General features: G+C 63.2%; 13 protein-coding genes. 3 read left to right on the top strand and 10 right to left on the bottom strand.

The genetic code is table 11. The features are described 5' to 3' along the window. Positions 1–82: 82 nt before the first annotated feature. Genes AB0O81_RS03835 through AB0O81_RS03820 form a run of 4 tightly spaced genes read right to left on the bottom strand, consistent with a single transcriptional unit; the run spans position 83 to position 4,119 of the window. Positions 83–1,765, bottom strand: coding sequence for a PTS mannitol transporter subunit IICB (locus AB0O81_RS03835; protein WP_363581408.1), 1,683 nt, complete (start codon positions 1,763–1,765; stop codon positions 83–85). Further along, the gene (gene ptsP, locus AB0O81_RS03830; RefSeq protein WP_363581775.1) at positions 1,762–3,435 is read right to left on the bottom strand and encodes a phosphoenolpyruvate--protein phosphotransferase; all 1,674 of its coding nucleotides are present in this window, start codon (positions 3,433–3,435) and stop codon (positions 1,762–1,764) included. Before ptsP ends, AB0O81_RS03835 begins: the two co-directional genes overlap by 4 nt. Before the next feature lie 5 nt (positions 3,436–3,440). Then, positions 3,441–3,716 carry an HPr family phosphocarrier protein gene (locus AB0O81_RS03825; RefSeq protein ID WP_363581406.1) on the bottom strand — a complete coding sequence of 92 codons (276 nt, stop codon included), beginning with the start codon at positions 3,714–3,716 and terminating at the stop codon, positions 3,441–3,443. Positions 3,717–3,753: 37 nt separating this feature from the next. Beyond that, positions 3,754–4,119, bottom strand: a complete 366-nt coding sequence (locus tag AB0O81_RS03820; protein ID WP_363581404.1) for a PTS sugar transporter — start codon at positions 4,117–4,119, stop codon at positions 3,754–3,756. A 157-nt stretch (positions 4,120–4,276) separates the two neighbouring features. Here AB0O81_RS03820 and AB0O81_RS03815 point away from each other — a divergent pair, with 157 nt between their 5' ends. Then, positions 4,277–6,196: a PTS sugar transporter subunit IIA gene (locus tag AB0O81_RS03815; RefSeq protein ID WP_363581402.1), complete on the top strand. Its 1,920-nt coding sequence runs from the start codon at positions 4,277–4,279 to the stop codon at positions 6,194–6,196. A gap of 3 nt (positions 6,197–6,199) precedes the next feature. On the opposite strand, the gene AB0O81_RS03810 is transcribed toward AB0O81_RS03815, so the two are convergent. The 4 genes from AB0O81_RS03810 to AB0O81_RS03795 all read right to left on the bottom strand — a co-directional run bounded on the left by AB0O81_RS03810 (position 6,200) and on the right by AB0O81_RS03795 (position 10,878). Continuing rightward, on the bottom strand, positions 6,200–6,784 hold the full coding sequence (locus tag AB0O81_RS03810; RefSeq protein ID WP_363581400.1) for a GNAT family protein: 585 nt from the start codon (positions 6,782–6,784) through the stop codon (positions 6,200–6,202). Positions 6,785–6,821: 37 nt separating this feature from the next. Further along, a complete protein-coding gene (locus tag AB0O81_RS03805; protein WP_363581398.1) occupies positions 6,822–8,219 on the bottom strand; it encodes an MFS transporter in 1,398 nt (465 codons plus the stop codon). 107 nt (positions 8,220–8,326) lie between these two features. Continuing rightward, positions 8,327–10,048, bottom strand: coding sequence for a phospho-sugar mutase (locus AB0O81_RS03800; RefSeq protein ID WP_363581396.1), 1,722 nt, complete (start codon positions 10,046–10,048; stop codon positions 8,327–8,329). Beyond that, on the bottom strand, positions 10,045–10,878 hold the full coding sequence (locus AB0O81_RS03795; RefSeq protein ID WP_363581394.1) for a purine-nucleoside phosphorylase: 834 nt from the start codon (positions 10,876–10,878) through the stop codon (positions 10,045–10,047). The genes AB0O81_RS03800 and AB0O81_RS03795 overlap by 4 nt, the downstream gene beginning before the upstream one ends. Positions 10,879–10,978: 100 nt before the next feature. Between AB0O81_RS03795 and AB0O81_RS03790 the strand changes: the two genes are divergently transcribed. Continuing rightward, a complete protein-coding gene (locus AB0O81_RS03790; protein WP_363581392.1) occupies positions 10,979–12,427 on the top strand; it encodes an NAD(P)H-quinone dehydrogenase in 1,449 nt (482 codons plus the stop codon). Positions 12,428–12,460: 33 nt separating this feature from the next. Here the strand turns inward: AB0O81_RS03790 and AB0O81_RS03785 are convergent, their stop codons facing one another. Then, positions 12,461–14,227 (bottom strand): biotin carboxylase N-terminal domain-containing protein, encoded by a 1,767-nt coding sequence (locus tag AB0O81_RS03785; RefSeq protein ID WP_363581390.1) that lies wholly within the window; start codon positions 14,225–14,227, stop codon positions 12,461–12,463. 78 nt (positions 14,228–14,305) lie between these two features. Continuing rightward, positions 14,306–14,986, bottom strand: coding sequence for a Maf family protein (locus tag AB0O81_RS03780; protein WP_363581388.1), 681 nt, complete (start codon positions 14,984–14,986; stop codon positions 14,306–14,308). Positions 14,987–15,009: 23 nt separating this feature from the next. On the opposite strand from AB0O81_RS03780, the gene AB0O81_RS03775 reads away from it, so the two are divergent. Continuing rightward, positions 15,010–16,347, top strand: a complete 1,338-nt coding sequence (locus AB0O81_RS03775) for a TRAM domain-containing protein (RefSeq protein WP_363581386.1) — start codon at positions 15,010–15,012, stop codon at positions 16,345–16,347. The last annotated feature ends 7 nt before the right edge of the window (positions 16,348–16,354 follow it).

The raw sequence follows: 16,354 nt of genomic DNA, 5'->3' as shown, positions 1-16,354 counted from the left end.
TATTTGCCTTTCGATGTGAAAAAGCGCCGCAGGACCGGAGGCGTCGTGCCGTCCAGCCCTGCGGCGGTCTCATGTTCCGCTGTTAGGCGGTGGGGTGCTGGTCACGGACGATCGCCACGACCTCGTCATACTTCGGCGAGTTCATGAAGTTATCCACTGACACGTGAACTGCGTTCGGTGCTTGCTTCTTCGCCCGGTCGGTCAGCTGGTTCTGCGTGATGATCAGATCCGCCGAGCTGTCGAGGTTCGCAATCGCCTTGTTGACGACCGTGACATCTTCTACGCCGAGCTTCTTGATCTTGTTGCGCAGCACGCTCGCACCCATCGCCGACGAGCCCATGCCCGCGTCGCAGGCGAACACAATGTTCTTGATCTGCGTGGTGGTGAGTGCTCCGCCGCTGGCAAGACCAGCCGTTTCTGCCTCGGTCTCGAGCATGTCGACGGCCTCTTCCGCATCGCGTAGCGCGGTGCGGTCCTTGCCGTCGGACGCGCGCAGCGCATCCATAGCAGCCGACGACTTTCCCTTGTTGGCTTCGGTCTGGGCGATAGCGGCGCCGAAGGCGTCGGCCTCCGCGAGCAGGTCGCGTTTGCGCGATGCGCGCAGGATGATTCCGGCGACGAGGAAGGTGACCAGTGCAGCCAGCGCGACCGACAAGTACACCACTAGCAGGTTGCCGAAACCAGGTCCGATTGCTGCTGCCGTAACGGCGATGATGCTGCCGGGTGCCGCGGGGAAGGCGAGTCCGCCACCGAGGAGCATGTTGGTTGCAACACCGGTAGCGCCACCAGCGATCAGAGCGAGAATCGTGAGCGGCTTGCTGAGCGCGTACGGGAAGTAGATCTCGTGAATACCACCGAAGAACTGGATGATGATCGCGCCCGGAGCCGAAGCTTTTGCTGCGCCGACGCCGAAGAACGTGAATGCCAGCAGCAGACCAAGGCCGGGGCCGGGGTTCGCTTCGATGAGGAACAGGATCGACTTGCCAGTCTCGGCGGCCTGCTCGATGCCGAGCGGGGTGAACACGCCGTGGTTGATGGCGTTGTTCAAGAAGAGCACCTTGGCAGGCTCAACGATGATCGACAGCAGTGGCAGCAGGTTCAGCGACACCAGCCATGCGACAGCAGCGCCCAGAACGGTGCTGATGCCGAGCATCAGCGGACCGAAGACGAAGAAGCCGACGATGGCGAGAATCATGCCCAAGATTCCGGCTGAGAAGTTGTTGATCAGCATCTCGAAGCCGGGCTTGATCTTGCCGTCCCACAGCTTGTCCATCTGCTTGGTGATCCAACCGGCGATCGGGCCCATGATCATCGCGCCGAGGAACATCGGGATGTCGGTACCCACGATGACACCCATGACGGCGATGGTGGCGACCACACCACCGCGTTCGCCGTAGACCATGCGGCCAGCGGTGTTCGCGATCAGCAGCGGAAGCAGGTAAATCACCATGGGGCCGACCAAGCCGACGTAGGTGAAGATGTTGCCGCCGTCACTCTCGGAGAGTGAGAGCATCGCGCCTTCCCAGCCGATCGTGCCAGCGTCGCCGCCGCCGCCGATCATTTCGGAGACGGGATACCAGTGCCAGCCGAACGGGCTATCGGCACCGAAGAAACCCGCGGGAATGAAGAGCATCGTAATGAAGCCCCACGCGATGAAGGCTGCAATATTGGGCATGATCATGCCCGAGAGGAACGTGCCGAAGCGCTGAACTCCGACTCGTGCCTTGTTCATCCCGCTTGAAGCGGGAGCTGACGTCGTCGTCATGACTGTGTCTCCTTTGTAAGTGCCGCGGCTTGCTGTGCCGCGATTCGGGCGCCGTCCGCACTGTCGGCGGTCAGCGCGGCTTCGGCGATAGCTCGGGCATCGTCGAAGTTGTACTGAAGCAGGGTGGCGCGCACATCAGCGAGCGCCGTGGGTGCCATGGACAGGCTGGTCGCGCCGAGTCCGACGAGCACTACTGCGAGCAGCGGATCTGCTGCTGCTTCGCCGCAGATACCAACGGGCTTGCCGGTGGTCTGACCAGCGCTGCCCACCTCACGGATGAGTCTCAGAACCGCGGGGTGCCACGGATCTTGAAAACCAGCTGTCGACCCCAAGAGGCGATCGGCGGCCATCGTGTACTGCGTGAGGTCGTTGGTGCCGATTGATGCGAAGTCGCTGACAGCAAGTACGCGATCGGCGAGCAGCGCGGTCGAGGGAACCTCGACCATGACGCCTGCGGTTTTGACGCCATAGTCGCGCGCAATTTCAGTGAAGTATGACGCCTCTTCGACGGTGGCCACCATAGGGGCCATCACCCAGAGATCGGCATCTGTCGCCGCGTCAGCCTGTGCAAGTGCGGTCAGCTGCTCGCGCAGAATGTCTTCGCTGGCGCGAAGCGCGCGGATGCCACGTAGCCCGAGCGCCGGATTCTCTTCGTGACTGTCGTTGAGGAACGCGAGCGGCTTGTCGGCACCGGCGTCGAGCACTCGAACGACAACCTTCTTGCCCGGAAAAGCCTCGAGCAACTCGATGTATGAGGCGCGCTGCTGTTCGATAGTGGGCGCCTGCGAGGAACTGAGAAACAGGAACTCGGTGCGGAAGAGGCCGACGCCTTCGGCGCCGAGAGCGACGGCGTCTGCTGCACCGCCCGGGTTTCCAAGGTTCGCGAGCAACGGCACCGCGGTGCCATCGCTCAGAGCGCCGTCAGTGATCGGAGCCGATGCTGCCTCGGCGCGATCGGCCGCGCGATTGGCGGCGCGCTTCAGGTCCTCATCTGTCGGTTGCGTCGTTACGACGCTAGCGGCCGCATCGACAATGACCGTCTCGCCCTCTTTGAGCGATACCGCTTGCACGGCACCGACCACGGCAACGATCGACTTCTCTCGAGCCAGGATGGCGGTGTGAGAGGTCGGGCCGCCCTCGGTCGTGATGAGCGCGAGCACCTTATCGAGATCGAGCAGAGCGGTATCGGCTGGGGCGAGATCTTTGGCCACGAGCACAAACGGGTGGCCGGGGTCGGGTACGCCGGGGGCGGGCACGCCACGCAGATGTGCGATCACGCGCTGCGCGACATCATCGAGGTCAGCGGCGCGCTCGCCGAGATAGCCGCCAACGGCTGTGAGCTGATCGCGAAAAGCCGCGAAGGCGTCAAAAACTGCCCATTCGCCCGTCTTGCCTTCAGCCAGCCGCGACGTAATCTCATCGGCCAGCATGGGGTCTTCAGCCATCATCGCCTGCGCTTCAAGCACGTCTTGCGCTGCACCGCCCGCTTGGGCGCCGCGCTGCTCAAGTTCGCGTGCAACCACCGCTACGGCCTCGGCAACCCGCGAAGCTTCTTCAGGCTGCGATGTCGTGCTCGGCGCATCGCTGGGCGCCGGCAAAGGCTCAGCCATGCGAGCGACTGGGCCCTGCGCAACGCCCAGGCCGATTCCTACGCCACGGATCTCTGTCATGGCGCTCATGCCTCGTCGTGATCGGTCGTGAGCAGTTCGCTCAGCGTGTCGAGCGTTGCTTCAGCGCTGGCGCCTTCGGTTGACAGCGTCACATAGTCGCCGTACTCGACCCCGAGTGCAATCACGCTGAGAATGCTCGCAGCGTTGACCGGCTGACCGGAACCTTTCGAAATGGTCACGGGTGAGTCTGCGGCCTTTGCTGCCTGGGTGAACAGCTTGGCGGGTCGTGCATGCAACCCGTGGGATGAGCCAATCCGTACCGTTCGAGATATGGCGGACATTGGAGTGACCTCTCTGTCGTGTCGTGCGGCGTGTATGTCAGTCGAGTGAGCTGATGGGCTCGGGCGCGGCGGCGCTGGCGGTCGGCATGATTCCCCCCGGATCTCCGACCGCCTCGCGAACGAGCTGGAGCGTTCGCGTGCCGTCGCGATCCGTGTAGATATCCGTCGGCAACAACACCACCGTCGTTCCACGGGATTCTGCCGCGCGCCGGATGTGCTCGAGCACTGGCGCGAGGTGGTTTCCCACGAGAACGACATCTGCGGCATCGAGGTCGATGGGGAGCGACTGCTCGGTGCCGGCGGAGGCTGTCCATGCGAATCCGTGGTCTTGCGCAGCGTGCCGCAGACGCTGCGCCACAAACGTGCTTGACGCCCCTGCTCCACAAACCACGAGAATCTTCATCGACTCGCCTCCTGATACTTATTCTGGTGAGCCCAGCACCCCGCGACAACCAATCATTTTTCCGCAGGGGCGGAAACGCGTTGTAGGGCGCTGTGCATGGTTGACTGGAGGTGGCCAGGCGTCCACCCATGCGTGGGCGCAGTCGAAGGAGAATCGAATGACCCGAGCGCGACAGGATCGGGTGCTTAGCCTGCTCGTCCGCGAGGGCGACTGGGTCACTGCCGCGAACTTGGCCGACGTTCTCGGCGTCACTCCGCGCAGCGTTCGCTCGTATGTGACGGCAATCAACGCGCGCGTTGAAGGCATCGCGGTCGAATCTGGTCCACTCGGCTATCGGCCAGGGCCTCACGTGGCTGATGCCCTGCAAGCTGGCGGGGATACCGGCACCCCTCGTGATCGGCTGCACACCGTCATTCGCGAGCTTCTGGACTCGGCCGACGGATTTGACGTGTATGAGATGTCAGATGAGCTTCACGTGAGCTCTGCGACTGTCGATGCAGATCTGGCGCGGGTGCGGGGACTGCTCGGCGGAACTGAGCTCACGCTTGAACGCTCTGCATCGCGCGCTCGGCTGGTCGGAAGCGAATCCGCGCAGCGACGTCTGCTGAGCAAGCTTGTGCACGATGAGATGGATGCGGGTTCGTTCGACCTCGCGGCACTGCGCCGTACCCTGGGCGACAACGCCGCCGGGGCCGACACCCTCGCTCTGTTCAAGACCGACCTGGTCGCAAGACTCGGGGCGGCGGGATGGTTCGTCAACGAGTTCGGCATCGCAGATGTGGTCACTCACTTCGCCATTGCGGCAGATCGCGTCTCGCGTGGCCGATCATTGGACGCCGTGGCCGCCGCGCCGACCGCGGACCAGCAAGAGGTTGCCGCGGTTATCTCTGATCTGGCCGAGAAACATCTCGGGGTGCGTCTGGGCGACGGTGACTTGCAACATCTCGCCAGGCTCGTTCTGACGAGGGTTGTCGCTCCGGGCTCACGCCCACCAGGCGGCGAACCGGCAGCATCCATCGATCCGACGGTTGAACACGCGGTGCGCGAAGTGGTGCAGCAAGCAGCATCAGAGTTCCTCGTCGACATCGCGCACGACGACTTCATCGAACGCCTCGCGTTGCACACTGAAAACCTGCTGCATCGATCTAAAGAGCAGGCGTGGTCTCGCAACCCGCTCACTCGCTCGCTCAAGTCCACATTTCCGATGATTTTCGAAGTCGCGGTGTACATCGCCAACGGTGTGCACGAACGTCTGGGCATTCCGCTGTTCGACGACGAGGTGGCGTACATCGCCATGCACATTGGCGGTCGCCTGGAACGGATGCGACGCGCTGATCAGCACCTCACAGCCACGATCGTCTGCCCGGGGTTCTTCGAACTGCACGAGCTATTGCGCTCAAGCGTCGATCGCTCACTCGGACAGACCATCGAGGTTATCGGCGTCGAGACGCGCGTCGACCCTGATTGGAGCGCCATGGGCACCGACCTGGTGCTGACAACGATCGACCCGCCGATATCGGCCGATCGCATCGTGCGCATTCAGCCCTTCCTGACGGAGTCTGACGTCGAACACGTTCAGGGAGCGGTCGCCCGAATTCGCCGAACGAAACGCCTTGCTCGGTTGCGCTCCGAGATCGAAGGCTACTTCGTCCCTTCCGCATTCGTGAGGGGGGTGGATGCGTCCCCTGGCGCCGAGGGAGTCATTCGCGAACTCGGCGACAAGCTCGTCAGCGAAGGCGTGATCGACAAAGACTATGTTGACCGCGCGATCGATCGCGAGCGGCTTTCTTCCACCGCGTTCACGGATGCGCTTGCCGTGCCGCACGCACTAGGGATGACAGCGACGCGAACGGCGATCGCGATCGGCATCGCCGAGCCTTCCATGAAATGGGGTGACACGCGCGTTCAGGTGGTGGCGCTCGTGGCCTTCTCAGAATCTGACCGTGAAGCATTCCAAACTGTTTTCGAGCAGCTCGTAGAAGTATTCAGCGAGCGAGAAAGCGTTCAGCGGATTCTTCGGCGAGCTTCCGACTTCAGCGGGTTTCTCGACGAACTTGTCGCCGTCATCGACGGATAGCGCTCAGCCGCGAAGAAGTCGCTGTCGAAGTCCCGCGCGCACAGTGGTCCACTCGCCCGGCAGAATTGAGAAAACGACGGTGTCACGAAGCGTGCCGTCTGGGCCGAGGCGATGATTGCGCAGCACGCCGTCTTGCTTCGCCCCGAGGCGGGCGATGGCTGCACGTGACTGAAAGTTATGCCAATGAGTGCGAAACTCGACCGCGATCGCGTCGCACGCTTCGAAGGCGTGGGTGAGCAACAACAGCTTGCACGCAGTGTTCACCGCGGTGCGCTGGGCATCAATGCCGATCCAGGTATGGCCGATTTCGACGTGCCGGTTCGCGGTGTCGATGTTGCAGAACGTTGTCATGCCGACCACCGCGTTCGTATCAAGTCGTCTCACAGCCCATGCGTTCATGTTCCCGTTGGCCTGCCACTGCAGCCGTTGGGCGATGTCAGCCGTCATTGATTCGGCGGTAGGAACCGTGGTGTACCAGGCGTGCTCTAGACCGGCCGCTGCTCGCGCCAGGTCGTCGGCGTGAGCGTGATCGAGCGGCTCGAGCCGCACGTACTCGTTCTCCAACACGGTGGGAGTGGTGAGCAACATGAGATGAGCCTACGACCGCGCGCCGGTCAATCGCGCGCTAAAGCTCTTCGTCATTCATCACGGCCTCGACTGTCTGGGCCGCGACGACGGGGTCGGCTGAATCGACTTGCGACGCAGCCCGGGCGGCGGCGATTGCGCGTTTGCCGGCAGGGAGCCATACCGCCGCGCCGACCACGATGAAGGTGATGATCCCCGAAGCGACCAACAACGTCTCGATCGACACAACGTCTGCGAGCGGGCCGAACACGACCATTCCGAGCGGCATGGCAACGGCCATGACGATGCCCAAGAATCCGAAGACGCGACCCTGGCGCTCGGGCTCGACGGTTTCTTGCAGCAGCGTCATCGACGGAGTTGCGAAGAACGGAACGGTGAGTCCTACGAAGAACATGAATGCGAAGAACACCCAGATATTGGGGGAGAAACCCAAACCGATGGCAAGGATGCCGAAGAGCAGCGAAGAACCAACGATGAGTCCGATGCGACTGCGTTTCGCGAAAAAGGAAGCCACCAGAATTCCGCCGAGCATCATGCCCACGCTGAAAGCCACCTCGAGCACAGTGAGGTTGACGATGTCCTGCTCCTCGCCCGCGGGGAACGACCGCACCAGCATGAGGGGAGTGAGGTTGGAAGGAGCAACGGTGAGGAGAAAGATGATGGCAAACAGCACCAGCACCCAGCGTACAAAGGCGTGATGAGCGATGTAGCGGACTCCGTCGACGAGATCTGCGAAGTACCCGGTCGGGGCGTCGACGGCTCGACGAATCGTGGGCACCGGAATGAACGCCAGAATTCCCACACCGATCATTGCGGTGATGACATCGACAAAGAAGATCGGTATAAGCGACGCTGCCGAGCCGCCCGCCGCAGCTGAAGCCCAGGCATAGATAGCGCCCGCAGCGGCTGGCGCCAACAGCGCCATGGCACTCTGAATCGAGCCGTTAATGCCGTTCACGCGAATGAGGTTACGTTTGGGCGTGATCTGGGGGATCAACGCAGACACGGCCGGCATCTGGATACCGGCGCCGGCTGACCTGAGCGTAAGCGCCGCGTAGATGAGCCACACTTCGGCGTAGCCCGTCATCATGATGAGAGCGAGAGCAAGGGTCGTGAGCGCGATGGCTGTGTCAGCACCCATGATGAGAAACTTGCGATTGTGTCGGTCTGCCCACACGCCGCCGAAGATTGACACGACAGCCTGCGGCAGGAAGCCGAACACCGCGGCGAGCATCATGACCCAGCCCGACTGATAGGTGATCGTCAGATACCAAAAGACCGCAAACTGCACCACCATCGAACCGAACAGACTCACCGTTTGCCCGGTGAGAAATAGAACGACTTTGTTGAGCCAGTGCGGCGGATCGGTGCCGACGAAATCGCTGGACGCGGCGGCAGCAGAGCCGGGTTCGGCTTCGTCGCTCGGGCCGTCGACCATGGCTTCTCCTTTGTCAGAGATCAGAGCGCACAACTGTCTGTCAGCGACGCGCGAGAGATCGCGTCGCTGACATTATCACGGCGTTCAGACACCGCGTCGACGGCGAATCAGCTCAGCTTGGCGAACAGCTTCCGCACACTTTTCGCCACCGTTGCGACGCGCTCGTCGGCGGCCTCCCGCGAGTCGCTGCGAACATCGAGATAGGCCTTGAGCTTGGGCTCAGTCCCGCTCGGCCGCACGATCACTCTCGACCCGTCATCGAGCCAGAAGCGCAATACGTCGCCGCTCGGAAACGAGTCGACTCCGGCCAGCAGATCATCGACTCGAACCACCGCGGTTCCGGCGATTTTGGTTGGATGCTCCGCGCGCAGTGCCGACATGATGTGAGCGATAGTCGACACGTCGTCAACGCGAATTGACACTTGGTCGCTGGCGAACCACCCGAAGGTCTCGCCGAACTCAGCGAGCAGATCAGAAATAGTCTTACCATCACCGCGAGCCTCAGCGGCCATGCTCAACATCGCCACCGCCGCAGAGATGCCGTCCTTGTCGCGTACCGTGCCTGGATTCACGAGGTATCCGAGCGCCTCTTCGTAGCCGTAGATCATGCCCGGCGCGCGCGAGATCCACTTGAAGCCGGTCAGTGTGGTGTGAAAGTCGAGGTGGTAGTGCTCGGCCACAGCGCCGAGGGCAGGTGAAGAGACGAGTGAACATGCCAGCGACTCGCCGTCGATGCCGCTCGCATTCTTCGCCGCGCGCCAGCCGAGCAACAGCCCGATCTCGTTGCCGCTGAGACGTCGCCAATAGCCCTGGGCTGTGGGGTCAGGGATGGCCACCGCGAGTCGGTCGGCGTCGGGGTCGTTGGCGATGACAAGTTCGGCATCTGAGGCGCGCGCCGCTTCGAACGCAAGATCCATCGCGCCAGGCTCTTCGGGGTTCGGGAAAGCGACGGTGGGAAACGTGCCGTCTGGCTCGAGCTGCGCGTTAACCGGGGTGGGTGCCGGGTAGCCTGCGGCATCGAGAACGCGGGAGAGTGTTTCCCAGCCGACTCCGTGCATGGCGGTATATACCCAGCGCATCCCCTCGGCGCCTCGAGGGGCGGTCGCGACCGTCGCCGTCGCAGCGACGTAGGCGTCGATGAGCGACTCTGGGGCAGTCTCGACCGCAAGGGAGCGGGGAAGCGCCCCAACGGCAGTAGTGTCGGCAACCCGCTGGATATGGGCGGCGATCTCCGCGTCTGCCGGCGCCACGATCTGAGACCCGTCGCTTTCGCCGCCCAGATACACCTTGTAACCGTTGTCATTCGGCGGGTTGTGACTTGCGGTCACCATTACTCCCGCAGCAGCGCCGAGAGCGCGCACTGCGAAGGCGAGCACCGGCGTGGGAAGCATGCGCGGCAACAGCATCGCGCGCAGACCCGCACCCGCGAAGAGCTCAGCAGAATCTCGAGCAAACACGTCGGAGTTTCGGCGGCCGTCGTAGCCGATCACAACCATGGGCGCCAGGTCTGCATCAGCATCCGGTGCCGCCTTTTCAAGGATGTATGCCGCCAGCCCCGCGGCCGCTTGACTGACGAGCACACGATTCATGCGGTTGCTACCGGCGCCGAGCTCTCCGCGCAGACCCGCCGTGCCAAAGGCCAACCGCCCGTTGAAACGATCCGCGAGATCGACGGTTGCGGCCGCATCACCGGACTCAACGGCTGTGATGATGCCCCGCAGTTCTGCGCGAGTTTCGCCGTCTGGGTCTTGGGTGAGCCACGCTGCTGCGTGCTCAAGAAGTGCCGTGGCGTCGGCGCCTCTCGGTGCGGTAGCCGTCGAGTCGTTCACAGCGCACCTATGACGCGCGCGAGCAACGACGAGATGACGGGTTCGGCTTCACGGCCGGCGTCGATGACTTCTTGATGGCTGAGTGGAGTCGTTTGAATGCCTGCGGCCATATTCGTGATCAGTGAGAATCCGAGAATCTCCATCCCCGCCTGTCGGGCGGCAATCGCTTCGAGTGCGGTTGACATGCCGACAATGTGGCCGCCGATTGTCTTCGCCATGCGCACCTCGGCCGGCGTCTCGTATTGCGGCCCTCGGAACTGGCAGTACACGCCTTCATCGAGGCTCGCATCGACGGTGCGTGCAAGGTCACGCAGCCGAGTCGAATAAAGGTCGGTCAAATCGATGAAGGTGGCGCCTTCAAGAGGGGAGTCGCCCGTGAGGTTGATGTGGTCGCTGATGAGAACGGGCTGACCGGGGTTCCACGCGGGTTTGATTCCGCCTGCGCCGTTGGTCAGAACCATGGTTCGTGCGCCCGTTGCAGCCGCTGTGCGCACGCTGTGCACGACGCGGCGGACACCGTGACCTTCGTAATAGTGCGTGCGAGCGCCGATGACGAGCACATGCTTGCCCTTGGGTGTCGTGACGCTGCGAAGCGTGCCGGCGTGGCCGGCGAGTGCTGGGGCACTGAAACCTGTCACCTCGGTGGCAGGGAACATCGCGTTGGTGTCACCGATCAGGTCGGCAGCTTTCCCCCATCCGCTGCCGAGGGTGAGTGCGATGTCATGGCGCTCAATGCCGGTAAGGCGCGCGATGTCACTCGCGGCGGTCGCAGCGACCTCAAAAGGGTCGGTGCGAGGGTCGTCGAGCGGGTGGTTGAAGGTGTCGGACATGACCCCACTTTAGGAACTGCAAGCGGCCGAGGCCAGTACGACTCGCAATTGCGGAGCATGCTGGTTCACGAGGCTCCCCAGCCGGGGGAGAATAGGGGGCATGTCTTTGAGCTTCGAGCGCACACAGAGCGTCGCGATCATCGGTGGCGGCCCCGGCGGCTACGAAGCAGCACTCGGTGCTGCCCAGCTGGGAGCCGAGGTGACGGTCGTGGAACGGGCCGGAATCGGCGGGTCTGCGGTGATCACCGACGTCGTGCCCTCGAAGACGTTGATCGCGACAGCCGATGCGGTGGCATCGATTATGGGTGCTGGTGACCTCGGAGTGCAGCTGTTCGCAAAGGGGAGCGACGGCAGGCCGCTCAAGCCTGAGATCGCGATAAACCTCTCGGCCGTCAACAAGCGACTGCTCTCGCTTGCTCGCCAACAGTCCGACGATATGCGCGCATCGCTCGCCGAGGCGGGGGTGCGGATTGTTTCGGGCTATGGCCGCATCGAAGACGATAATGCGGTAGTCGTATCGACGGAGCCCGGCGGAACCGATTTCGACCGCATCGAAGCTGACACGCTCGTTGTTTCTGTCGGCGCATCGCCGCGGGAACTCGAAAGTGCCATGCCTGACGGTGAGCGCATTCTCACCTGGACTCAGCTGTATGACATGAAATCCGTGCCTGAGCACCTCATCGTCGTCGGCTCCGGCGTCACCGGCGCCGAGTTCGCGGGTGCCTACATGAACCTCGGTTCCAAGGTGACGTTGATATCGAGTCGCGACCAGGTTCTGCCCGGAGAAGACAAGGATGCGGCGGCCGTGATCGAGCGTGTGTTCAAGCGAGGCGGCATGACATTGCTGTCGAAGTCAAGGGCAGACAAAGTGGAACGGCAAGGCGATGGTGTACTGGTTACCCTCAGCGACGGCCGTCAGATCGAAGGCAGTCACTGCCTGATGGCAGTCGGCTCGATTCCCAACACCGCGGGTATCGGGCTCGAAGAAGCGGGTGTTCAGATGACTGCTTCGGGCCACATCCAGGTCAACCGTGTCGCACGCACCTCGGTGCCCAACATCTATGCTGCCGGCGACTGCACCACTTTCGTGCCCCTCGCTTCGGTCGCCTCGATGCAGGGTCGCACAGCGGTGTTTCACGCCCTCGGCGACGTGGTCATCCCCTTGGAACGACGGCGGATCAGTTCGAACATCTTCACCGCGCCAGAGATCGCCACTGTCGGCTGGCAGGAGAAAGACATCGAAGACGGTTTGATCAATGCCGTCGTGCACAAGCTTCCGCTCGCGGCAAACCCGCGCGCCAAGATGATGGGTATCAAAGATGGCTTCGTCAAACTGATTGCTCGCCAGGGCAGTGGCAGCGTGGTGGGTGGGGTCATCGTTGGCCCCCGTGCATCAGAGATGATTTATCCGGTCGCTATCGCTGTTGAACGGCGCCTTACGGTCGATCAGTTGTCGAGAGTCTTCGCCGTCTACCCGTCGCTCTCGGGCAGCATCACTGACGCAGCCCGCGCAATGCACGTGGTGGATCACGCGATCTACGGACCGTGAGTGCGGCGGCGCAGCGCCGCAAAGCGCAAGCAGTCAGCTGATAGTGAGCAGCTGGTGTCCTGCTGCCACCGTGGTGCCGGCAGCGGCATTGATGGCGCCGATGACGCCGTCTTTGTGCGCTTGAATCGGCTGTTCCATCTTCATCGCCTCAAGGACGACAACGAGATCTCCCTTGACGACCTGCTGTCCGTCTTGCACTGCGATTTTGACGATAGTCGCCTGCATCGGCGATTTCACGGCGTCGCCGGACGCTCCCGCGGTGGCCGACTTCTCGTGTGATCGCCGCGACGGCGGCACTGCAACGGGGCGCCCGGGCGCTGCGCTCGCCGTCACGACACGGTCAGGCAGGCTCACTTCCAACCGCTTGCCAGACACCTCAACCACGACGGTGTGCCGTGCTTCGGCCGGCTGCGGAGCCTCGAGCTCGCCGTCCCATGCCGGGATATCATTCGCGAACTCTGTCTCGATCCAACGGGTGAAGACGCCGAACTCGCCATCTTCTGCCGTGAATGCGGGATCGCGGACGACCTTGCGGTGAAAGGGCAAGACGGTCGGCATCCCGGCCACTTCAAACTCGTCCAATGCGCGCCGTGAGCGCTCAAGCGCTTCAGCGCGGGTGCGCCCGGTGACGATGATTTTGCCGAGCAACGAGTCGAAAGCGCCGCTGACAGAGTCGCCTGCTGTCACCCCCGAGTCGAGCCGAATGCCGGGCCCGCCGAATGTCTTGAAAACGTGGATGGGGCCGGGCTGGGGAAGAAACCCTCGGCCGGCGTCTTCGCCGTTGATACGGAACTCGATCGAGTGCCCCTCGGCGACCGGATCGCCGTAGCCGATCTCTTCGCCCTCGGCAATACGGAACTGTTCGCGCACGAGGTCGATGCCGGTGACCTCTTCAGAGACCGGGTGTTCCACCTGAAGCCGAGTGTTGACTTCGAGGAACGAAACGGTGCCGTCGGCGCCGATGAGGAATTCGCAGGTGCCAGCGCCCACATAGTCGACCTCGCGCAATATGGCCTTCGACGATTCGTAGAGAAGAGTGTTCTGTTCGTCGGTGAGGAAAGGGGCGGGCGCCTCTTCAACCAGCTTCTGGTGGCGCCGCTGCAGCGAGCAGTCGCGTGTCGAGATCACGACAACGTTGCCGGCTGCATCTGCGAGGCACTGGGTTTCGACATGCCGGGGCTTGTCGAGGTATTTCTCAACGAAGCACTCGCCGCGTCCGAAGGCAGCGATCGCCTCGCGGGTGGCGGACTCAAACAGTTCGGGCACTTCTTCGATCGTGCGGGCGACCTTGAGCCCGCGACCGCCGCCGCCGTATGCGGCCTTGATCGCGATCGGAAGCCCATGTTCGGCGACGAAATCCAATACCTCGGATGCGTCGGCTACCGGCCCAGGAGTGCCGGGCGCGAGCGGAGCGCCCACCTTCTCGGCCACGTGACGCGCGGTCACCTTGTCGCCCAGGGATTCGATCGCGTCGGGAGAGGGCCCGATCCACACGAGCCCAGCGGCGATCACCGCGCGGGCGAAGTCTGCGTTCTCAGCGAGAAAGCCGTATCCAGGGTGAATGGCGCCCGCGCCAGAGCGCCGAGCCACCGACAGGATTTTCTCTACCGATAGATAGGTCTCGCCGCTGGTGTTGCCATCAAGGGAATATGCCTCGTCCGCGAGGCGGGCGTGCATGGCGTCGCGATCCTGATCGGCGTAGACGGCGACCGAGGACTTTCCCGCGTCGCGGGCGGCGCGGATGACACGGACGGCGATCTCGCCGCGGTTTGCGATGAGCACCTTGGCGATCTGAGGCATGATTGCCAGCCTACCGAGGGTGTGCCCCTCGTTTTTCACTGGTTCATACAAGAACGGGTCGATAACCTTTGCGGGTAGCTACAACTGCGTGTGTCCGGCGCTGACCGATGGATCGACGGTGTCCCAGAGGTCAGTCCACGACACGCCGAGCTTTCGCACCAGGGCTCGCAGTGTCGAGACGGACATTCCGACGACCGTCGAGGGGTCGCCCTCGATACGGGTGATAAACGCCCCGCCCAGACTGTCTATGGTGAACGCGCCAGCGACCTGCAGTGGCTCTCCGGTCGCGACGTAGGCGTCTATCTCGTCATCGCCAACGTCGGAGGCGAACGTGACCGAGGCTTCGGCAACCGCGTGCACTTCGTTCGGCGCCAAGCCTGGTGTGATGCGCACGACGGCGTGGCCGGAGTGCAACACGCCGGTCTGCCCGCGCATGGTCAGCCAGCGTTCGCGTGCGCGCGCCGGGAGGTGGGGTTTTCCGAGCACCTCGCCGTTCAGTTCGAACATCGAATCCCCCCCGATCACAATGCCGTCGAAGTCGGGGATGTCATCGGCCAGACGAGCGGCAACATCGGCCGCTTTGCGTCGAGCGAGAAGCAGGACATGCTCATCGGGCGCAAGAATACGGCCTTCGCTCGCTTCGACGGCGGCAATCACGGCTTCTTCGTCGACGTGGGGAGCGACCGTCAGCGGTCGAATGCCGAACTGCTGCAACAGCATGAGGCGGGCAGGCGAGGTAGAAGCAAGGCATACACGCATGTCACCCACCGTAGGCTCTAGTAGTGACTGAATCGACAAAGAACGCTGGCGACCTTATCGACCTTGATGTGTCGGGCGTTGCCCACGGTGGCGTTTTCGTCGCCCGCCACGAGGGGCGAGTCATTTTCGTTCCCGACGCTCTTCCGGGTGAAAGGATTCGTGCTCGACTTGTCGACACCCGCAAGAAGTCGTTCTGGCGGGCAGAAGCACTTGAAGTATTGGATGCTTCGCCTCACCGCCAGGCGCACGTGTGGCGCCAGGCAGACATCGAGTTTGCGCCCGAGCAGCGCCCAGGTGGGGCTGATTTTGGTCACATCGACCTTGCTTATCAGCGCGATTTGAAGCTTGAGGTTCTCACCGACTCGCTCAAGCGATTCGGTGGGCTCGACGTGCCCGCATCGATCGATCGCGCCACACCAGTTCTCGATGGTGACGGTGTAGTGCGCGACGAGGAGACCCCCGATGGCACGCGCTGGCGCACTCGCGTGAGCCTGCATGTCGACGCTGACGGGCGAGTAGGCCCGTACGCGGCACGCACCCACAGTGTCGTGCACGTCGATTCTTACCCCCTCGCCACGGAAGCGATCGAGCAGGCGGCCAAAGAACTGTCGGATGGCGCACCGGGTCGCATCGATCTCGTTCAAGCGGCCGACGGTCGGGTGCGCGTTGTCGCGCGCCCCGATGAGCGGGCTCCCCGCCCGCGGTCCGGAGCCAACGCACGCGCCGTGCGCGAGGTTGTCGTCGAGAGCGTCAACGGCAAGGACTTCAAGGTCGACGCTGTCGGGTTCTGGCAGGTTCATCGTTTGGCAGCTCACTCGCTGACAGCGGCGCTGCAGAACGCTCTGCGCAGCATCCAGCCCGAAGGCCCCGCCATCGACCCGGACGCGCATCACCTGGACCTGTACGGCGGCGTGGGACTTTTCGCAGCGACCCTCGCCACTCTGGGCGGAAAATCGACCCGCGTGACCACTGTTGAATCCAGCGCGCGAGCCACCGAACATGCGGCAGCAAACCTCTCGGGTCTCTCTCGTGCCCGCGCCGAAACCGGTCGTGTGGATCGTTGGCTCAAAGCACTTCAGGCCTCAGCCACTGCCGCGGACCGAGAGCAGCTATCGCGCGGCGTTGTGGTGCTTGACCCGCCGCGTGCGGGTGCTGGCCGCGAGGTGGTGCAGCGTGTCGCTGACCTGTCGCCAGCAACGATCGTCTATGTCGCGTGCGACCCGGTGGCACTTTCTCGGGATCTCGCGACCTTCCGCGACGCAGGTTACGAGGCTCCGCGCGTGGACGCTCTCGACCTCTTTCCGAATTCGCACCACATCGAGGCGATCGCTACGCTCACGCGCACGACCGCGCCTCGGTAGAGTGACC

The sequence above is a fragment of the Microbacterium sp. NPDC076911 genome (genome assembly GCF_040687125.1).
GTDB lineage: Bacteria > Actinomycetota > Actinomycetes > Actinomycetales > Microbacteriaceae > Microbacterium.
This window is presented reverse-complemented; position numbering and strand designations above follow the sequence as displayed.